At 41.9% G+C, this 19,145-nt stretch carries 17 protein-coding genes; 4 read left to right on the plus strand and 13 right to left on the minus strand.

Annotated elements, in window-relative coordinates; all coding sequences use genetic code 11:
* Positions 1–80: 80 nt before the first annotated feature.
* From B5Y40_RS00655 to B5Y40_RS00665, 3 genes are all read right to left on the minus strand, one after another.
* Positions 81–890, minus strand: coding sequence for an anti-sigma factor (locus B5Y40_RS00655; RefSeq protein WP_079684787.1), 810 nt, complete (start codon positions 888–890; stop codon positions 81–83).
* A gap of 1 nt (position 891) precedes the next feature.
* Positions 892–1,482, minus strand: coding sequence for an RNA polymerase sigma factor (locus tag B5Y40_RS00660; protein ID WP_317043552.1), 591 nt, complete (start codon positions 1,480–1,482; stop codon positions 892–894).
* Between the two features lie 99 nt (positions 1,483–1,581).
* Positions 1,582–2,358, minus strand: a complete 777-nt coding sequence (locus B5Y40_RS00665; protein ID WP_079684789.1) for a class I SAM-dependent methyltransferase — start codon at positions 2,356–2,358, stop codon at positions 1,582–1,584.
* A 122-nt stretch (positions 2,359–2,480) separates the two neighbouring features.
* On the opposite strand from B5Y40_RS00665, the gene B5Y40_RS00670 reads away from it, so the two are divergent.
* Positions 2,481–3,617, plus strand: coding sequence for a GWxTD domain-containing protein (locus tag B5Y40_RS00670; protein WP_079684790.1), 1,137 nt, complete (start codon positions 2,481–2,483; stop codon positions 3,615–3,617).
* 93 nt (positions 3,618–3,710) lie between these two features.
* Here the strand turns inward: B5Y40_RS00670 and B5Y40_RS00675 are convergent, their stop codons facing one another.
* The 9 genes from B5Y40_RS00675 to B5Y40_RS00715 all read right to left on the minus strand — a co-directional run bounded on the left by B5Y40_RS00675 (position 3,711) and on the right by B5Y40_RS00715 (position 14,192).
* Entirely contained in the window at positions 3,711–5,165 is a 1,455-nt protein-coding gene (locus B5Y40_RS00675) for a lytic transglycosylase domain-containing protein (RefSeq protein WP_245840449.1), read from the minus strand.
* A complete protein-coding gene (gatA, locus tag B5Y40_RS00680; RefSeq protein ID WP_079687034.1) occupies positions 5,162–6,598 on the minus strand; it encodes an Asp-tRNA(Asn)/Glu-tRNA(Gln) amidotransferase subunit GatA in 1,437 nt (478 codons plus the stop codon). Before gatA ends, B5Y40_RS00675 begins: the two co-directional genes overlap by 4 nt.
* Positions 6,599–6,600: 2 nt before the next feature.
* Positions 6,601–6,813, minus strand: a complete 213-nt coding sequence (locus B5Y40_RS00685) for a Sec-independent protein translocase subunit TatA/TatB (protein WP_079684791.1) — start codon at positions 6,811–6,813, stop codon at positions 6,601–6,603.
* 312 nt (positions 6,814–7,125) lie between these two features.
* Positions 7,126–8,316, minus strand: coding sequence for a murein hydrolase activator EnvC family protein (locus B5Y40_RS00690; protein WP_079684792.1), 1,191 nt, complete (start codon positions 8,314–8,316; stop codon positions 7,126–7,128).
* The gene (locus B5Y40_RS00695) at positions 8,303–9,067 is read right to left on the minus strand and encodes a lipoprotein insertase outer membrane protein LolB1 (protein ID WP_079684793.1); all 765 of its coding nucleotides are present in this window, start codon (positions 9,065–9,067) and stop codon (positions 8,303–8,305) included. The genes B5Y40_RS00690 and B5Y40_RS00695 overlap by 14 nt, the downstream gene beginning before the upstream one ends.
* Positions 9,060–10,829 (minus strand): tetratricopeptide repeat protein, encoded by a 1,770-nt coding sequence (locus B5Y40_RS00700; protein ID WP_079684794.1) that lies wholly within the window; start codon positions 10,827–10,829, stop codon positions 9,060–9,062. The genes B5Y40_RS00695 and B5Y40_RS00700 overlap by 8 nt, the downstream gene beginning before the upstream one ends.
* Positions 10,826–11,830: a sugar nucleotidyltransferase gene (locus B5Y40_RS00705; RefSeq protein WP_079684795.1), complete on the minus strand. Its 1,005-nt coding sequence runs from the start codon at positions 11,828–11,830 to the stop codon at positions 10,826–10,828. Before B5Y40_RS00705 ends, B5Y40_RS00700 begins: the two co-directional genes overlap by 4 nt.
* 75 nt (positions 11,831–11,905) lie before the next feature.
* Positions 11,906–13,348 (minus strand): lipopolysaccharide biosynthesis protein, encoded by a 1,443-nt coding sequence (locus B5Y40_RS00710; protein WP_079684796.1) that lies wholly within the window; start codon positions 13,346–13,348, stop codon positions 11,906–11,908.
* A gap of 67 nt (positions 13,349–13,415) precedes the next feature.
* Positions 13,416–14,192 (minus strand): enoyl-CoA hydratase-related protein, encoded by a 777-nt coding sequence (locus B5Y40_RS00715; RefSeq protein WP_079684797.1) that lies wholly within the window; start codon positions 14,190–14,192, stop codon positions 13,416–13,418.
* 57 nt (positions 14,193–14,249) lie between these two features.
* Here B5Y40_RS00715 and B5Y40_RS00720 point away from each other — a divergent pair, with 57 nt between their 5' ends.
* Positions 14,250–15,926, plus strand: coding sequence for a T9SS type A sorting domain-containing protein (locus tag B5Y40_RS00720; RefSeq protein WP_079684798.1), 1,677 nt, complete (start codon positions 14,250–14,252; stop codon positions 15,924–15,926).
* A 78-nt stretch (positions 15,927–16,004) separates the two neighbouring features.
* On the opposite strand, the gene B5Y40_RS00725 is transcribed toward B5Y40_RS00720, so the two are convergent.
* Entirely contained in the window at positions 16,005–16,952 is a 948-nt protein-coding gene (locus B5Y40_RS00725) for an NAD-dependent epimerase/dehydratase family protein (protein ID WP_079684799.1), read from the minus strand.
* Positions 16,953–17,110: 158 nt separating this feature from the next.
* On the opposite strand from B5Y40_RS00725, the gene B5Y40_RS00730 reads away from it, so the two are divergent.
* Positions 17,111–17,875, plus strand: a complete 765-nt coding sequence (locus tag B5Y40_RS00730; protein WP_079684800.1) for a hypothetical protein — start codon at positions 17,111–17,113, stop codon at positions 17,873–17,875.
* A gap of 2 nt (positions 17,876–17,877) precedes the next feature.
* Entirely contained in the window at positions 17,878–19,074 is a 1,197-nt protein-coding gene (kbl, locus tag B5Y40_RS00735; protein ID WP_079684801.1) for a glycine C-acetyltransferase, read from the plus strand.
* Positions 19,075–19,145: the final 71 nt, after the last annotated feature.

The raw sequence follows: 19,145 nt of genomic DNA on the forward strand, positions 1-19,145 counted from the left end.
GCGTGATTCGTGAAATTACCTGATCAGGCTGTTTATTGATCCGGTAAACGTGTTAAAAAGAGCAGAATGGGATTTTGATTTCAGCTCTTCACCACATTTCCAGCCACTTGCATGGTTTCTAATGTAGGCGAAGGTTTGCCGCCACGTGGTTCGATGGTTACTGCGAATGTTGCTGCGCCCGAGCCAATCTTTTTCATTTTCAGAAGTCCTCCTGCAGTTTTCTGATCAAACACACCGGCATCCACAGGCTTGCCGTCAATGATCGCCCACAATTGATACTGGTTATTTTCGGAGAGCTGCTTCATGTTCTGCACGCTGAGGTATACTTCTTTTGTATTCTCATTCCAGTATACATATGCAGAAGAAGCCGGAGCGTTTGGTGTACCATTCATGATAACACGTTTAAACGCTGGGTTATCGATAACCTTCAGGTCATCTTCAATTTTATTGAGGCGTTGATTTACCTGGTTGTAATCGCTGGCTACACGTTCACTTTGAGCAATCAGATTGCTGAGATCGTTCTGCGTGTTCTGCCATTTAGTATGATAATTATAGGCCAGGTAAGAGGTAATGAGCGCGATGGAAACAGAAGCTGCCGCTGCAAATTTCCAGAGACGTGTATCGCTTGTAGATGCGTTGAACGCTACAACTTTTGCTTCAGGGTTTGATTGGTCGATTGTTGCAAAGAGCTGCGTCTTTACAGCGTCCCGCGGTTTAACAGCAGCCTGCATTAAAAGTTCTTCCTGTGTTGCTTCGATCAGGGCGAGCTCTTCTCTGAGTTCCGGATATAGGGCAAGGTTGTTCTCCACCTCGCTCCGTTCCTTCTCAGAGAGTTCCCCTAAAGCGTATGCTTCCAGGATTCCAGACGATATATATTCGTGTATGTTCACGTTATTTTAAAGTCGTTCGTAGTTGCTGCATGGCCAGGCGCAAGCGTGTCTTTACAGTCCCTAATGGAATGTTAAATTCTTCTGCCAGTTCCGATTGGGTATATCCTTTCAAGTATAAATATTCCACCACAAACCGTTGCTCCTCCGGAAGGTCGTTTAGAATTTCCTTCACACCAATATCTTCGATACGTTGTTCGCTGTATTCTTCCTTTTCAATTCTACTTACGACATTTTCGATGTCGCTGGTTTTCCGGTCTTTACTTATTTCTTTAGAACGGGTTTTATCGATAGCCTGGTTGCGTGCAATATTTACAAGCCATGTAAAGAGCTTTCCTTTGGAGGCATCGTAGGCATCGAACTTATCCCAGATTTTGAGGAAAACATCATGCAGTACTTCTTCTGCTATTTCTTCTTTTTTAAGGATTCGGAAAATCACTCCGTAGAGTGCACCGGAATAGTGGTCATATAAGTATTCCAGCGCTGACCGGTCCTTAGCCTGTAAACGCGCTACTAAATCTTTTTCTTCGATATATACTTTGACCGGTTTGATCGGAGTGATGTTTCCATGAAAGAAAAAGAAAAGAAGGCAGATTTAAAAGCTATGCTTTGTTACAAACTTTGATTTTTCAATTCTGTTTAAGTGTTCTGCAGTAAACTCAATGATCCGAATCAAACTCTTAAACAATCCTTTTTATTTTCTTACGATAAGCAGCAAGTCGAGTGCGTTGGTTGCATCATCCACAACGATATAGTCATCATGATGTATATCGGTCACAAGTTTATTGTCGGATGACTGAAGCTTGTTACGGTTCCAGCGATTCAATACTTCGTATGGAAGGCGCAGTATAGATGCGGGTAATCTATACTGAAGGTTAAGTATATCGAAGCGCGTGATGCGTTCTACCGATTTTTTATTCTGTTCATAGTACGACATCACTTTCGGATTCCCTGTAATGCCTTTCATATCAGCATGTCTGAAAATCTTTTGTGCGAGTGTCTTTAATTCTTCAGGAAGATATTCGCGCACGTGCCAAGGATTCCGCGTAAGCGACATTTTTCTGTTGGGCGTTGTGAGCAATGCTATACCTCCGGGCTTTAACACACGGTGAATCTCTTTCAGAAAAAGAAAATCATTCTCAATATGTTCAATCACCTGAAAGCTTACGATGGAATCGTACGTATTGTCATGGAGGCCCGACAACGGAGGAATGTTCATGCTGATGAACTTACCGGTAGGGAATTTAAGTTGGAGCTCATCAATAACGGGCTTAATCTTATCGACCGCTGTAAAACTTTTTGAAAGAGGCAGGATGGTTTCTATTCCTCTGCCTTCACCACAGCCTACCTCCAGCACGTCTCCCTGAATGTAATCTTTCGCCACAACATAAGCTTTGAATAAACGTTGATGGATAGGATTATCGGAAGCAATCTGCTCGCTGGTAATTTCGGTCGTATATACTTTAGCCATATCGGCCGTAAAGATAAGGACGATTTGCGAGGTATAACCTACGAATTTTAAACAGATTTAGATGGTTGTTGAATTCGTTATCTGCCCTTCGTTCCTCGTACTTTTATATTTATTTTCATCCAATGAATCGATTTGTTTTACTGTTTGTAGCTATGAGTTCTGTTGCCATCGGGCAACCTCTTCGGGATATCAACTATAATTTCCTGTATGATCCCGGCCAGCCGGTTTCCCTGGAAATTAAATCTGTGCGATCGGGCACTACGTGGGATATCTTTTATAAACTCCATAGACGTGACACCACCGTTACAGATTTTTCTATTGAATGGAGTACACGTAACGGACTCGGTGATAAGGAAGGCACTGTTGTAAACACTGTAACGGGAGATGCCGTTGCTGGTAAAGTCGCGCTTCCGGTATCGGCTTCGGCACAGGTTCTGGTCGCGAAAGTTATAAATATAACGGCCAAGCAAGCCTGGTTTTTTTATAGAGTATTGGATCCAAAGTATCCCGTCAACGGATGGCTATCCGCACCGGACGGAGCAGTGACTTCGCCTTATGTTAAAGGCGGTTCCTATACTTTGCATGGTAGTGCGTCCACTAAAGTTGTGTCGCATTATCACGATACATTTCCCGCAGCCACACCTGCTTTTTCGGAAGCACTCGGCCGGGTGGCACCGGCTTTGAAAGTCGATTCTACCTTTACAGTGCAGGGTGATCAAACGGTTACGCTTTCATCACAGGGACTTTACCTGGTACAGACTGACACCAATGCTGCGGAAGGCTTTGCGTTTCGGGTGCAGCATGACTATCCACGATTAACCAAACTTGAAAGCCTCGCCGATCCATTTATATATGTATGCACGCGTCAGGAGTTTGACAGGCTAAAGATTGCGCGTGGTGATAAAAAGGCTTTCGATAAAGTAATACTGGGTATAACGGGAGATGCTGACCGTGCAAAGAAGTTTATGCGCAGTTATTTTAAACGCGTGGAATTGTCCAATCAATTTTTTACATCGTATAAAGAAGGATGGAAAACAGATCGCGGAATGATATATATAGTCTTTGGTCTGCCCGATGAAGTATATAAATTCTCGGATCGTGAGGTGTGGAGTTACAAGAACAGTTTGTTTAAGGCTACTTTCGACTTTGTAAAATCGCCAACGTTATTCGATCCTGATAATTATGTTTTGATCCGCGAACGCAAATACCAGGAAACCTGGTATGAAGTAATTGACCTCTGGCGGAACGCACGCTTTTGATGAAACCGTGATTTAATAGAATCGTAAAAGCAGGTAATAAAAAAAGCAGCCAGATTTTCTGGCTGCTTTTTTTATGTATTGTATGTCAAGTAACTATATACCGATTATAAGTTTCTGACCAGGCTGTAATTTCGTATTGTCAAGTTTATTCAAGGATTTGATTTTTTCAATAGTCAGCCCTTCGAACTTTCTGGAAATGTTCCAGAGTGTATCACCAGGTTGTACCGTGTAAGTCTTTGAATTTGGCACAGGTATAGGGTTGGAATTTGTTTTTGCAGAAGCCACTACTGATGTTGACGAAGCTGAGCTTTGTCTCAGCCAGATGTTTAGCCGCTGGCCTACACGAATCGTATTGCTGCGCATGTTGTTCCACTTCTTCAGGTCGTTTACACGTACACCGTGGCGCATCGCGATAGAACCCAATACATCACCGCTTCGTACTTTATATACCATACGGTCACGTCCATATATACTTCCTTCGCTTTTCTTCGCCAATACCTGCAGCTCGTTTCTTCCAACTTTAGAAGCGGAATCCAGAATGGCCAGGCGGTTTAAAGCCAGCAGTTCTTTAGATTCTTTCGGTACATATAGTACATAATGTTTATTGCTTTGCGGCAATGCATTATGCTGTATAGAAGGATTCAGGCGTTGCAGGTCTTCAAGGCACGCGTTGGTAAGATTCGCGAATGTTTCGAAGTGAAGGTAATTCTTAACGTGTAGTGTATCCGATGTTACCAGCATTTCTTCGCCTTCGTTATAGAAGTTATGCTCATCGAGATAGTTCATGGTATAGGTGATGGCTACAAACTGTGGCACGTATGAACGTGTTTCTCTGGGCAGGTTTGGATAGATCTCCCAAAAAGAACGCTTATATCCTGACTTGCGAATTGCACGCTTCACATTGCCCGGGCCCGTGTTGTACGCAGCCAATGCAAGTTCCCAGTCGTTGAACATGTTATATAGATCGCGTAGGTAACGGCAAGCAGACTCTGTAGATTTCTCAGGGTCCATACGCTCGTCAATAAACCAGTCATTATCTAATTTATAGTATTTACCGGTTGCAGACATAAACTGCCAAAGACCAACAGCACGTGCACGTGAAATGGCGCGCGGGTTCAATCCGGATTCAATAATTGAAAGATATTTTAACTCATCAGGCAAACCGTATTTCGCCAGATACTTTTCGAAGATGGGGAAGTAAAGATTCTTCCTGCGCATGATCATCTTGGTATACTCACGGTCTTTCACCGTAAAGTAATTGATGAAGGCATGGATCCGGTCGTTGTAGTGCAACGGGATTTTCTTCTGGATACAAACCAGGCGGTCCTGTACAATAGCAGGATCATCATCACCCGGTATATATTCAAGTTCGGTTGGCAGGGCAAAGTACACGAAGTCTACTGTATCTTCTTTGTACAGCATTTCTTCTTCTGCCGTTGCTACTTCAAGAGAATCCACCACTACTGAATCAGGTTGCTGTGCTGCAATCTGACCATACGATAAAGTTGAAAAAGTGATGAAAGCTGCTAAGAGAAATTGTTTTCTCATTTCAGTTCATGGGTTAATAATGCGTTTGAAAAATGTAAAAGTTTTGATTCTTCAAAATCATCCGCAATAATTTGCAGTCCGATGGGCAATCCTTGTTTGTCGTTTCCGCAGGGAATAGCAATCGCTGGTACACCTGCTACATTAGCTTGAACGGAAAATAAATCCGCCAAGTACATTTCCAGTGGATTATCGGTATGCTCCCCAAGCTTGAATGCTGTAGTCGGGGTAATGGGCATCACGATAAAATCATATTTATTCAGAATTTCTTTTGTCTTCTCGCGAATGATGCGTCTCACCTTTTGAGCCTTTGTATAATACGCATCGTAGTAACTAGCGCTTAACACAAATGTTCCTAACAAAATTCTTTTCTGTACTTCTTTTCCAAAACCTTCGGAACGACTCTTTTTATATAGAGAATTCAGATCAGTGACTTCAGAACTTCTGTATCCATAGCGAACACCATCGTAACGAGAGAGATTCGAGCTGGCTTCTGCAGTTGCCAATATATAGTATGTTGGCAATACATATTCCTGTAATGGAAAATCGATAACGTCTACCGAGTGTCCTGCTACTCTGATCTCATCAAGCTTTGCTTTTATAGCATCGCGAATTTCAGGTTGTAATCCTTCGGATGAATCGATCTCACGCACATACGCTACTTTGTATGCCTTGTTAGTTGACTGAGATAATTCTTTGGTATAGGAGGGAACGGGTTGCTGCGATACAGTACTGTCTGCATCATCGGCTCCTGCAATTACTTCCAGTACCAAGGCTACATCTTCAACAGACTTTCCGAAAATTCCTATACAATCAAATGATGATCCGTAAGCTACTAATCCAAATCTGGAGATACGTGAATAAGTAGGTTTCAATCCTACCAATCCGCAGAACGCAGCGGGCTGGCGAACAGAGCCTCCTGTATCCGAGCCAAGTGAAACCTGGCACATATCTGCCTGAACGGCTACTGCAGAACCTCCCGAAGATCCTCCGGGTACACGCGTATTATCGGCATCGTTTAGAACGGGGCCGAATGCTGAATTTTCATTGGAAGAACCCATTGCAAATTCATCACAATTCTGGCGGCCGATAATGATTGCGTCTTCGTCCAGCAAGCGCTGAACAGCAGTAGCATTAAATTGAGAAACGAAACCATCCAGCACGCGACTACTCGCTTGCAAGGGATGATCTTTGTAAGCTAAAACATCTTTTAACCCAACGATGAGTCCGGCTAATTTTCCTGCTTTACCTTCCTTTATTTTTTTGTCGATTGCAAGAGCACGTTCGAGCGCTTCTTTCTCATACACACTTAAAAATGCGTTAAGATGCGCCTTCTTCTTGATGTTGCTGAGGTGATGTTGAACCAATGCCTCGCAAGAAATAGTGCCTTGCTGCAGATCGTTCTGTATTTCGCGAAATGTAGCGTACGTTTTCAACACTATTTACCGTCTTCAATTTTACTGGTTGTACCAGCGTCCTCAACTTCTTTCTTTACGTCTTTAACAGCGTCTTTAAATTCTTTAACGCCTTTACCTAAACCTTTCATGAATTCAGGGATTTTTTTAGCACCAAAGAATACGAGAACGAAAAGACCAATGAGTAGAATTTCTTGGAAACCAACCCCACTGAGAAACAATAATGTAGCGTTCATTGCTTTATGATTTAATCGAATACAAAAGTAGGGCAAAAAACGGTACGATCAAACGAAGGTGTACAGGGTATAAGGGGAGCATTCCCTTTGAAGTGTTGCTATAGAAACTCGTATGCGAGTTTTGTGTTGAATTTTTTGAATTTTAACACGGATTACTACATGGACGATTTGAAAATCTAACATCCATCTAATGCGTATAAAAAAATCGTTCCTGATGCTTAAAAAGGTGTTTTTAGAAGGTTTCAGATCAAGAGCACCATTAATCATAATTACACGGTCAATCAATACTACAGCGTTGCTAATGTATATAGATCACATGTTTTTTAACCATGTCTGAGGGTCGAGTGCTGTCGTATTTTTGAAAATCTGAAACCGTAATTCCGATACACCTTCTGAGTTAGAGAATATTCTGCCTATATCTTGATTGGTATTTACTTTTTGACCGGAGCGGACAAAAACTTCTTTGAGTCCTGCATATACTGTGAGGTAATCACCGTGTTTTATAATTACAGTGTTGCCCATTGTTTGTATAAAAGCGATACGACTAACCTCTCCTTCGAAAATGCATTTTACTTTTTCATCTTCTTTGGTCTGGATGTTAACGCCATTGTTGTTGATAATAATACCTTTTAATACAGGGTGATTTTGTCTGCCAAATTTCTGTGAAACGAAACCGGAAGATACCGGCCACGGAAATTTATTTTTGTTCTGCTCGAATGAAGATGATAATGCTACAACGGCTTCTGTTGTTTTCTTTGAAGAACGTGAAGCGCGTTCCATCTCTTCGCGAATAATGTCTTCGATGAGTTTATCAAGCTGGGCTACTGCTTTCTTGGTAGCATCCAGATCTTTCTTCAACTTCTTTTCTTCCTTCTCCAGCGACTTAACAATTGTGTTTTGCTTCTTACGGAGGTTGTCAAGATTTTCGTTTTCCTTCTCTTCTTCCGAGAGAAGTGTATTCTTCTCTGTTCTTCGAACTTCAATCTCACGAACATGTCCACCCAGCGTTTCGGCTACTTTTTCTATTTGCTCACCCTGAAGTTTTCTTGTTTCAGAATATTGCTCCATATAGCGCAGACGCATGATCAACTGATCAAACGATTCTGCCGAAAATAAAAATGTTAAACGTGTTGTGCTGTTGTTTGCTTTCTGTGCTGCGAAGAGCATGGCTGCGTATTCTTTTTTCAGCTTCCGCAGATCATCTTCCAGGGCGCGGATGATATCGTTGTTTTCTCCGATCTCCGAATCAAGAATTCTTACTTCGCCTTTAATAGAATTTACCAACTGTTCCTGTTCGTGAATGCGTTGTTTAACAGCATTCAATTCTCCAAGAGAGTTCTTCTTTTTGGTGGAAGTCTCCGAAAGGATCTTTTCGGTCTCTTTTATTTTTTCAAGATTCTGTTGCTTCTCTTTTTGAAGCTGATTTTTAGATTTCTGTGCGGAAGCCTGAAAGCAACATATAGTGACAAGAATATATACTACAGCAAGCTTACCTGCGCTCATAACGTTTCGGAATGTTGAACGGGAACTTGAGTTCTTTGTCACCTACTTCAGCTTTGTTGTACTCAAAGATAATGGTTGTATTCAGTAAGCCGCTTACTGCTTTATAAAACAGGTTGATTGTGCCGTTGTATGGAAATACTTTTTCGCCAACAGGTTGGAAGTTGGAGTAATTTATAGTGAGCGAATTGCTGGTATTCGATTCCTTCATCTCCACTTTCTCAATCTTCATGCTGGCAGCATTTATGAAATTAGCAACGCTCACAGTACCGGATTGTTGTTTTAAAACAAAGACTGATGATTCCTGTATGATACTGTCTTCTTCTTTTTTGTCGTGAATAAGATTACCGAGTAATGCATCCTGGATCACGTTGTAGTCGATTGGAAAATTATACCGCTTCGAGAGTTCAGCGTATTCAAATACGTAGTACTCTTTATCGACATTGCTCACCACGGTAATAGAATCTTTATTGATCAACGCCTTGCCACCCTGCACACCGATAACTGAAAAAGTCATCCAGATCACGCTGTCTTTTCTCACGCGGATGTTGGCTTTCACTTCGCGCTCTTTTTTAGCATCGCGTAACACCATCCGGGCTTTCCCTTGAAAATATTCAAAGTCAATTTCTTCTATAGCCAACGTTGGCCGTGACGGAGTTATCGTTGGAGTAGTGGCGGTGGTGGTAATTTTTTTGCTGCACGCCATCGTTAGGATGGATAAACCGATTAGCAAAAACCTTAGACTTTTATTCATAGATTTTCCGGTTCGCGATTTTCTTGTTTAAGACTTCACTGTTAGCATTCAGGCCGCGTGCTTTTTCCCATTGCTGCACGGCTCCATTTACATCACCCAGCTTAAAAAGAATATCGCCATAATGTTCAAAATGAGTTGCTGTTGCCTTGCCTGTACTAATGGCGCGTTCGATTGTCTTGCGCGCTTCTTTATATTTTTCACGTGTGAATAATACCCAGGCATAAGTATCAAGGAACGTTGGATTGTCAGGATTATTTTTGACCAAGTGCGCTGACATTTTCTCTGCCTTCTCAAGATTAACTTTGCGCAAGGCCAGGTAATAGCTATAATTATTCAGCACTGCACTGTTATCAGGGTTGATTAAAAGTGCTTCTTCATACGCCTTGTCAGATTTATCGTAATCTTTATTCGCGTTGTAAGCATCACCCAACATGCTGTTGATCTCACCAACGATCGATGTATTGGAAGATGACAACCGCTTTGCCTGGTCGAGCGAAACAATCGCTTCGGCATAGTTCCGTTTACGGAAATGTGCATAGCCATTAAAGTAATGAAGCATGCCCTGGTTTGGAAAATACTCCAGTGCTTCATCGGCATGTCTTATAACATTGTCCCATTGGCCAGCTTGCGTTTCAAGGTATAGAAGATTCTTCCATACTTCGAAGTTTACATCACCAAGGTCGATAGCCTTTTCATATTCTTGTTGAGCTTCACGATTTTTTTCAACGGAAAGGTATAGATCACCACCTACAATGTGAACACGTGGATCGTTGCCGTGATTTTTTTCGAGCTTTTGATATAGAGAGAGAACGAAATCCTGCAGGTTTTGATCCGTTGTATTCTTTGCTTTGCGTTGTGCGAGTTCAGTATTGTAGGTGCCCAGCATAATGAGTTTGCTGGTAAGTTCTACCGAAGGATCATCGAACAATTCCAATAATAACGGTCTGCTTTTTTCTTCCTGCTGTGTTTCTCTATATAAACCGGCCAAGAGCATTTTTGCATTGCCGGCTTCCGGATTTTGCTGTACAAATTTATCGAGGTACCGCACAGCGTCATTGCGAAATCCATTCTGCGAAAGCACTTCAGCAAAGCCCATAACATAACGCTCTTCGTCCGGAAATGCGTTGATCAGTTTTTCACCTTCTGCTATAGCTTCTTTGCTCTTGCCTTGCTCGAGATATAACCGCTGCTTTTGTATAGAAGATATATCGTTGATGCCCAGTATACTTTCTGCACGGTTATAAGTCTTTATAGCTTCATCTGGTTTACCGGCATATTGATATACTGCAGCGAGCTCGTACAGATATTCCTCACTGCCTTTTACTTCCCTGATAAGGGTTTCATAAATTTCTGCAGCCTTATCGAATTTTGTAAGGCTATTATAAATGTTGGCAGCCAGTAAATAAAAGTATTTGTTCTGTCTCTCAAGTTTTAATGCATTCTCTATACTAAGAGCGGCCTTCTGTAAATCTTCTTGTCGATTGCTGCGTGCTAATACTTCGGCAATCTTATAATGTACGGTTGCATTCTCTGGAGTAATCTCCAATGTGCGCTGATAGTATAGCAATGCTTTTGCATAGTCTTCCAGGATGAAGAACTTCTCGCCTTCAGTAAAATAAAACTCTGCTTCACGGAGCTTGATGCCCGAAGCCTGAGGTTCATCCTGAGGTTTCTTTTTTCGCTGGCCATGCCCGGTCATTGGTACAAGCAGTATCAATAACAGGATGATGTGAATGGTAATATTCGTTTTCCTTGAGCTCACGCTATAGAATTGAAGTCGCCCACACTTAAATCCAGTGTTGAGCCTTCAAAAATAGCGAAATTCCCTAACATGCTGTTATCAAGCAAGGCTCTTGTAACCGTTGCATCTTTCTGTATGATGGAGCTTGTAATCCGACTGTCGGTAATACGTGAATTTTCACCAACGGAGACATGTGGGCCAACCACTGAATTTTCAATCACAACTCCTGCTCCAATAAAACAAGGAGGAATAACAACGGAGTTAATGATCTTCGCTTTATCGGATATAAGTTTTTGGTCTTTTATAAATTCCAGGTAGCGTCCGTTGGTTTGAACTGTCACGTTTTTGTTGCCGCAGTCAAGCCACTCTGTTACCTGACCAGTCATGAGTTTAGCACCCTTCTTCTGCAAACCTTGTAACGCTGAAGTGAACTGATACTCTCCTTTTTCTTTGATATCATTATCGATGAGATGTTGCATCTCACCAGCAAGTGATTCGCCTTCTTTAAAGAAATAAATACCAATGATGGCGAGATCAGAAACAAATGACGAAGGCTTTTCAACGAGGTCTATAATTTCCTTATTCTCATTCAGCTTCACTACGCCAAATTGAGAAGGATCTTCCACACGTTGCACCCAAATGATTCCGTCTTTTGTGGTGTCAAGTTTAAACTCGGCTTTAAATAATGTATCCGCGAATGCGACAATAATTTTTCCCTTGAAAAGTTCTTTAGCAAAAAGCAGTGCATGTGAAATTCCAAGTGCGCTTTCCTGATAGTAGATCTTACCAACAGCACCAACTTCTTTTGCTATTGCTTTCAGATTTTCTTCTACTTCTTTTCCAAAGCTTGGATGAATGATGAAACCGATATTATCAATTTTCTCCGGACAAACTTTAGCGATGTCTTCTACCAATCGATGAACAATGGGTTTGCCTGCTATCGGTAATAATGGTTTTGGAACTGTGAGTGTATGCGGACGCAGACGTTTGCCTAAGCCCGCCATAGGTATAATGATGTTCATAACAGATTGATTGGGTTACAGTTTATTAGCGAGAAATTGTTTCGGCAAATAATCTTGTGGCAAAATAATGAAAAATCAACGTAAGGCTTGTCTGAATGATTTTCTTTCCACTAAAAAAATGATGATTATATAAAGTACGATAACAAATGCGTGAAAGCTTGTAGCGATCCATTGGTTCTCTATAGTTATTGATTTTACTAAATAGACTATCGCGATCGTAATAAAAATGTATGCCAGCCCGCTGATAACTTTATAGGGTATAGGATAGAATTTTTGTCCGAGTATATAACACATCGCCATCATCCAGAAGTAACATATAAAAGTAGCCCAACTGCTTCCCATGTATCCGGCAATAGGAATGAGAATATAATTGGCCGCAATCGTAATAACTGCTCCTGTAATAGTTATCAGTGTTCCATAATAAGTCTTGTCTGTAAGCTTGAACCAAGCCGATAAATTATAGTATACCCCCAGAAATAAATATCCAAGCAGAAGGACCGGTACAATGTTAAGTCCTTCCCAATATTCAGGACGTTTTAGAAAATGCTTCAGGATATCGAGATTAATACTGACCGTTAATAGCAGTAGGCAGCAAACAATTATGAAGTAATGATTTACTCTGGCAAAAAGCTGTGGCGAATTTTTGTCGGAAGCATTTGAGAAGAAGAAAGGTTCTGCTGCATACCGGAATGCTTGTATGGCCAGATTCATAAGAATGGCAAACTTGTAGCAGGCACCAAATATACCGAGTGCATACTCGGAGCTTTGTCCTGGATAAAAATTCTTAGGGAGCCACCACTCCAGGGTAAGGCGCGAAAACATTTCATTCGTCATGCCTGCAAGGCCCATGAGCATGATCGGGTAGGAGTATTGGATCATCGTCCTGAACATGGATCGATCAAACTCCGGCCTCCATTGTAGCAGTGTGCGTGAAAAGAACACCAGGTAAAAAGCATTCGCAATCAGGTTTGCCAACACGACAAAGCCAACACCACGCGCGGGGTCGAATGCTATATATAGGAAGTATATATTTAGCCCTACAAGAATAAGGATGTTTGCAAGCTTACCAATAACAAATTTGATAGCTCGTTTCTGAAGGCGAAGGCGCGCAAACGGTATGGCAACCAGCGAGTCAATAAAAAGTATAAATGCCAGCCAGATCACGTAGTCTGACTTGCCGGGAATGGAAAGCATATCTGCTATAGGTGCTGCAAATACAATGAAGATCAGTGTAAGTGCAGCACTGATAGAGATGACTATCGTTTGTGCAATGTTGAATATTTTTTTCTCGTCAACTCCTTCTTTGTTGGCAAATCGGAAGTAAGCGGTTTCCATTCCAAACATGAAGATTATATTGATCACCGCGGAGTAAGCGAAGAGCTTGGTGATAACCCCATACGCGTCTGGTGCAAATACACCTGTATGAAGACGAACCAATAAAAAATTAAGGAAACGTGGCAATATGCTTCCCAACCCATAAAGAACAGTCTCGCCTGCTAAACGCTTTATCTTACTCATGCTTTCTCTGAATAGTTTCCGTTATTCGCTGCTAGTAGTATATCGAATAACGAGCTTTCGCTAACGATCAACGTCCTGTAAAGTTTGGTTTTCTTTTTTCAATAAAGGCAGAAGTGCCTTCTCTAAAATCACTCGTAGTAGTACAGTCGGCGAAAAGTTCGGCTTCCGCTGTGTAGCCGGTCGTCTCAAAGCTATATCCTGCGTTCACACTTTTAATAACATTGGCGACAGCAACAGCTCCTTTTGTGGCAATTTTTGACATGATCTTTAAGGCCAACTCCATTAATTCTTCTTTTGTTGAAACAACATGATTAACCAATCCGATGGATTTTGCCTCTTGGGCGGTAATCATGTCTCCGGTCAAAATGAGCTCGAGGGCCTTGCCTCTACCCACCAATTGCGGTAGTCTTTGAGTACCTCCATATCCCGGGATTATTCCCAGGTTGATTTCCGGTTGTCCAAATTTGGAATATTCCGTTGCCAAACGCATGTGGCATGCCATGGCAAGTTCACATCCCCCACCTAAAGCGAAACCGTTTACGGCAGCAAGCACCGGCTTTGGAAAATCTTCGATTAACTTGAATAATTGTTGGCCTTTTCGTGATAATTCCAACGATTCTACTCTATTTAGAGTGGAAAGTTGTTTAATATCTGCCCCTGCAATGAAGGCCTTATCACCATCTCCCGTAATTATAATTCCTGTTGTGCCATCATTGTGGTAGGTTTCTTGTATAACTTCGTGTAGCCCATCAATTACTTCGACATTTAGTGCATTCATTGCATCTGGTCGTGACACCGTTACGATCAGTGTTCCAGAAGTATTGTGTGTTTTAATGGGTGACATAAGATGTGAATAAGTTGAGTGCAACTTATTGAGGTTTTACAAAGAGACAAAGATATTATGAATAAGAGTTTTGGATTGCTTCTTCTTTTGTTGGTAACGCATACTATTTATGCGGCTACCTTCAACACGACCACCACAGGTGGTAACTGGGCAACTGGATCTACTTGGGTAGGATCATCTGTTCCTGGTGATTGGGCTTCGAACGTGGCGAATATTTATGGTAACGTAACACTTACCAATTCCACTACTTCGATCAATGGATTCTCTCTAATCACATTGAATAACGCGAAGTCTTTTACCAGCGGCACTTCTTCAAACGCCAACAACTTAACACTCACACAAACTACGTTCAATGTACCAAGTGGTAACATTGTTATCTATGGCGACCTTACACTGAATGATACAGATCTTAATATGACTTCCGGAAGTTTGATTGTTACCGGGAAGCTTACGATAAACTATAGCAGTACCGTTACTTTTCAATCGGGCGTAAACGTAACAGTAGGTACGTTGAATATTAATGATAACAGTGATGCAATTTTGAACAACAGCGGTTCTATAACGGTTGCCGGAAATGTATCGGAAGGTGGAGCGCTGAATAATTTAAGTACGGGAACAATTCAGGTAAATGGCAATTTTGTTTCTACAGGATCGGGAAACTCTGTAACAACGAACACGGGTATATTAAGAGTGAAGGGCACTATGGACTTGCCTTCTTCAGGCAAACTATATGTGAATCCAGGTGGCCAAACGTATGTTGATGGTACTGTTACTGTGGGAAGTAACGAAAACTTAATAATTGGTACGAATGTAAATCCTCCTCCTTATGCCGATATGGTTATCAAGCAAGATTTGAGATCGCAGGGAAGTGGTGATATCACGATTAACAAAAACGGACGTCTGGCAGTATTTGGTGACGTAAGAGCAACGGGTGGAGGAACGCTCTTTACGATTAATAGTGGTGGTCAAGTATATATTGATGGAGATATAACGTTTAACGGTGGTGGCAGTACGATCAATAACGGTAACACAGGTATACCATATGGATTTTATGGTGATGGTGATATAACATTGAACGGTGGAGGTTCTTCCGTTCAAGGTCAGACGAAACAAAGCGTTGCCATTATGAAAGCACAAGACAAACCGTTTTACGATTGGGTAGCTGCGTTGGCAGGCAGCCCGCTGGCTCCTCTTCCTGTAACGTTGCTATATTTCAAGGTTGATGGTGTTGCCTTTAATGGTATAAACCTGAAGTGGGCTACTACAACAGAAGAGAACTTTGATTACTTCCAATTAGAACGTGCAGGAAGCGATCTCAATTTCCAAGCTGTTGCTGAAATAGAAGGTAAAGGTGGTTTGAATGTAAATTCATACTATACATATTTCGATGGTGCTGCAAAGGCTGGTAAGAATTACTACCGTCTGAAAAGTGTAGACCTTGATGGATATGTTGAATACTCCGGAGTAATTGTAGCAGAAGGAATTGGAACACAAGAGGATATTAAGTTGTATCCGACCATCGTTGATGATTCATTCACAGTAGAATTCAATGATGAAGTTTCTATACCAGTGAGAATGGCTTTGGTAGATGCTTCCGGAAATACTATATATCAGGAAAATCTGAGTGCGATGACTTCAACGGTAACAGTACCTCAGAGCATGAAGTCCGGTACATACCTGGTACGGTTGTTCACTTCTTCAGGACAGAAAGCGATACGGGTTCTAAAGAAATAATTATAAGAGTATTGAATAAAAAAAAGATGGCGATCCGAAAGGTCGCCATCTTTTTTTATGAAGTCTATATATACCAGGCTATAAAAGCGCAGGGAGATTCTTTAATATATCCTGTGTCATGGTTGATAAGTCAAATTTCGGTTCCCATCCCCAGTCGATGCGTGCCGCGGAGTCGTTAATGGAGCGAGGCCATGAATCAGCAATAGCTTGTCTGAAATCCGGATTATAGGTTATCTCAAATTCCGGAATGTGCTTTCTGATTTCCGTTGCGATTTCAGAAGGACAAAAACTCATCGCCGAAATATTGTAGCTCGCTCGTTCATTAATTTTTTCAGCGGGTGCTTCCATCAGGTCAATTGTAGCTTTCACGGCATCATCCATATACATCATTGGTAAATATGTATCGGGCTTCAGGAAGCATTCAAATTTTTTATCCGTTAAGGCTTTGAAGAAAATATCAACGGCATAGTCTGTAGTGCCACCACCGGGTTTTGTTTTATAGCCGATCAGTCCTGGGTATCGTAGACTTCTTACATCGAGTCCACGATTTTTATAGTACCATTCGCACCAACGCTCTCCGGCTTGCTTGCTGATCCCGTAAATTGTTGTGGGATCCATCACAGTATCCTGCGGAGTTTTAATTTTTGGAGTTGTAGGACCAAATGCAGCAATGGAACTGGGCCAGTATACTTTCTCTATTTTATACTCAACAGCAATGTCAAGCACCTGGATGAGACTATTCATGTTGAGGTTCCAGGCGAACTTCGGATTTTTTTCACCGGTTGCCGAGAGCACAGCGGCAAGATGATATATCTGTGTGAATTTGTTCTTCCGGATAAACTCTGAAAACGCTTCCTCTTTTAATACATCAAGAATTTCGAAATTGCCAGTTGCCAGAATTCCCTGAGGAGCTTTGATGTCTGTCGCAATTACGTTTTCCTTTCCATGTAAATTCCAAAGACCTTGCGTTAATTCAGATCCTAATTGTCCTCCCGCTCCAATAACAAGAATTTGCTGTTTGCCCATTGTTAATTGTGTAATGTATCACTCCTTTCCATGCGCATTATAACTGACCTGGATTCATCGAGTATCCTGAACCAGCTTTCGATGCGCGGGGCGAAATTACCAAAATTTAGCAATCGCCTATCTTACGTTAGGAATGGTTTTACATTAACTTAGCACCCGTGAATTTTGAGGCGTATTTATCTTCTAAAAAAATTGATTCGGATGCTTTTAAAAAAGCAGAGCCTTTGCTTTGGGATTCGTGGAGGAAAGAGTTTGAACAGGTTCATCCGAACAGCTTCACGGCACAAAAGCTTTATCTGATAAATCCACTCCGGAGAAAATATCTGCAGGCTATCGTTGCTCTACCGGAAGTACTAAAATATGTGGAGGCAAAACTACCCGAGCCGAAAGATATACCTATAGCAAATGAAAACACGGACACGGAAATCGCGAAGCCTAAACCTGTGGTCGCTCGCCCGGTAGTGAAACCAAAATTGCCATCACCTCCTCCATCTATAGTCTCCGATACACCAGCGGCTGAACAAACTCCTCCTATAGAAGAGAAGACACCCGCGAAGCCAACGGCCAAGCCGGTTATCGCGCGACCCGTTATCAAGCCTAAACCAGTGTCGGATAATCCGATCAAAGCAGAGGAATCGTCATCTGAAAAAACTTCGGATGTAAACAGCACCGAGGTGAAACAAGAGGAAGTATTACCAGCACCGAAACCAACACCCGCTAAACCTGTGATGGCGCGCCCGGTAATAAAGCCCAAGCAAATTTCTGCAGAGCCGGCTACCCCGACTGAGGAAACAACGGTACCTCTACCCGACAACACAAAGCCACCAGATGTAAACCAAGCTGAAACTACACCTCCCGCGAAGGCATCAAAGCCTGCTATACCGCGTCCGGTCATTAAACCCCCAAAACCAAAAATCGATTAAGCATGTATAAAAAAATTCAACCTGTTTTAGAACAAGAATTACAGAGTATCCGTGAGGCAGGACTTTTTAAAAGAGAGCGAATCATTACTACTCCTCAGGGAGCCGATATAAAAACCAGCGACAATAAAGAAGTTATTAATTTTTGTGCAAACAATTATCTCGGCTTGTCTTCACACCCACGGGTTATTGAAGCTGCCAAGCGAGCTATAGATACGCATGGTTTTGGAATGTCGTCTGTGAGGTTTATTTGCGGAACACAGGATATACATATAGAACTTGAAAAAAAGATCTCTGATTTTTTGGGGACAGAAGATACTATTTTATATGCAGCAGCTTTCGATGCCAACGGTGGTGTATTTGAACCGCTGCTCGGTGCAGACGATGCAATCATTTCGGATGAATTAAATCATGCTTCCATTATCGATGGCGTTCGCCTGTGTAAAGCCATGCGCTACCGCTATAAACATAATGATATGGCTGATCTCGAAAAGCAATTGCAGGATGCCAGAGCAGCCGGTGCAAAACAAATTGTTGTTGTTACTGACGGTGCATTCTCGATGGACGGAACCATCGCGCAGCTTGATAAGATCTGCGATCTAACTGATAAATATGAAGCACTGGTAATGACAGATGAATGTCACTCTTCAGGATTTATAGGGAAAACAGGAAGGGGAGTACCCGAGTATCGTGGAGTAACGGGCAGAGTTGATATCATTACCGGTACACTAGGCAAGGCGTTGGGTGGAGCATCCGGTGGATTTACTTCCGGAAGAAAAGAAATTATAGCGTTGCTGCGTCAGCGCTCACGTCCATATTTATTCTCCAATACATTAGCACCATCTATTGTAGGTGCATCTATAGAGGTGTTCAATATGCTTTCGGAGACAACTACTTTACGCGATAAGCTCGAGCAGAACACAAAATATTTCAGAACTGAGATGACCAAGGCAGGTTTCGATATAAAACCTGGCGAGCATCCTATAGTTCCGATTATGCTATATGAAGCGCCTCTGGCGCAAAAGTTTGCCGACAGGTTATTGGAGAAAGGAATTTATGTCATAGGATTTTTCTATCCGGTAGTAGCAAAAGGACAGGCACGTATTCGCGTACAAATTTCCGCAGCACACGATCAACATCACCTCGATAAAGCAATCAAGGCATTTACTGAAGTCGGAAAAGAACTTGGTGTGTTGAAATAATTAGAATAACCTTATAATGAAAATCGCGAGTGGCTGATCGGCCATCTCGCGGTTTTTTATTTCTGCTAAGT

The organism is Ohtaekwangia koreensis (genome assembly GCF_900167975.1).
In the GTDB taxonomy this organism is placed as follows: domain Bacteria; phylum Bacteroidota; class Bacteroidia; order Cytophagales; family Cyclobacteriaceae; genus Ohtaekwangia; species Ohtaekwangia koreensis.

Bases quoted from the DNA above. Each gene is read 5' to 3' on its own strand.
- kbl (WP_079684801.1), top strand. From the start codon at position 17,878: ATGTATAAAAAAATTCAACCTGTTTTAGAACAAGAATTACAGAGTATC.
- B5Y40_RS00725 (WP_079684799.1), bottom strand. From the start codon at position 16,952: ATGGGCAAACAGCAAATTCTTGTTATTGGAGCGGGAGGACAATTAGGA.
- B5Y40_RS00720 (WP_079684798.1), top strand. From the start codon at position 14,250: ATGAATAAGAGTTTTGGATTGCTTCTTCTTTTGTTGGTAACGCATACT.
- B5Y40_RS00665 (WP_079684789.1), bottom strand. From the start codon at position 2,358: ATGGCTAAAGTATATACGACCGAAATTACCAGCGAGCAGATTGCTTCC.
- B5Y40_RS00705 (WP_079684795.1), bottom strand. From the start codon at position 11,830: ATGAACATCATTATACCTATGGCGGGCTTAGGCAAACGTCTGCGTCCG.
- B5Y40_RS00685 (WP_079684791.1), bottom strand. From the start codon at position 6,813: ATGAACGCTACATTATTGTTTCTCAGTGGGGTTGGTTTCCAAGAAATT.
- B5Y40_RS00715 (WP_079684797.1), bottom strand. From the start codon at position 14,192: ATGTCACCCATTAAAACACACAATACTTCTGGAACACTGATCGTAACG.
- B5Y40_RS00690 (WP_079684792.1), bottom strand. From the start codon at position 8,316: ATGAGCGCAGGTAAGCTTGCTGTAGTATATATTCTTGTCACTATATGT.
- B5Y40_RS00675 (WP_245840449.1), bottom strand. From the start codon at position 5,165: ATGAGAAAACAATTTCTCTTAGCAGCTTTCATCACTTTTTCAACTTTA.
- B5Y40_RS00695 (WP_079684793.1), bottom strand. From the start codon at position 9,067: ATGAATAAAAGTCTAAGGTTTTTGCTAATCGGTTTATCCATCCTAACG.
- B5Y40_RS00710 (WP_079684796.1), bottom strand. From the start codon at position 13,348: ATGAGTAAGATAAAGCGTTTAGCAGGCGAGACTGTTCTTTATGGGTTG.
- B5Y40_RS00670 (WP_079684790.1), top strand. From the start codon at position 2,481: ATGAATCGATTTGTTTTACTGTTTGTAGCTATGAGTTCTGTTGCCATC.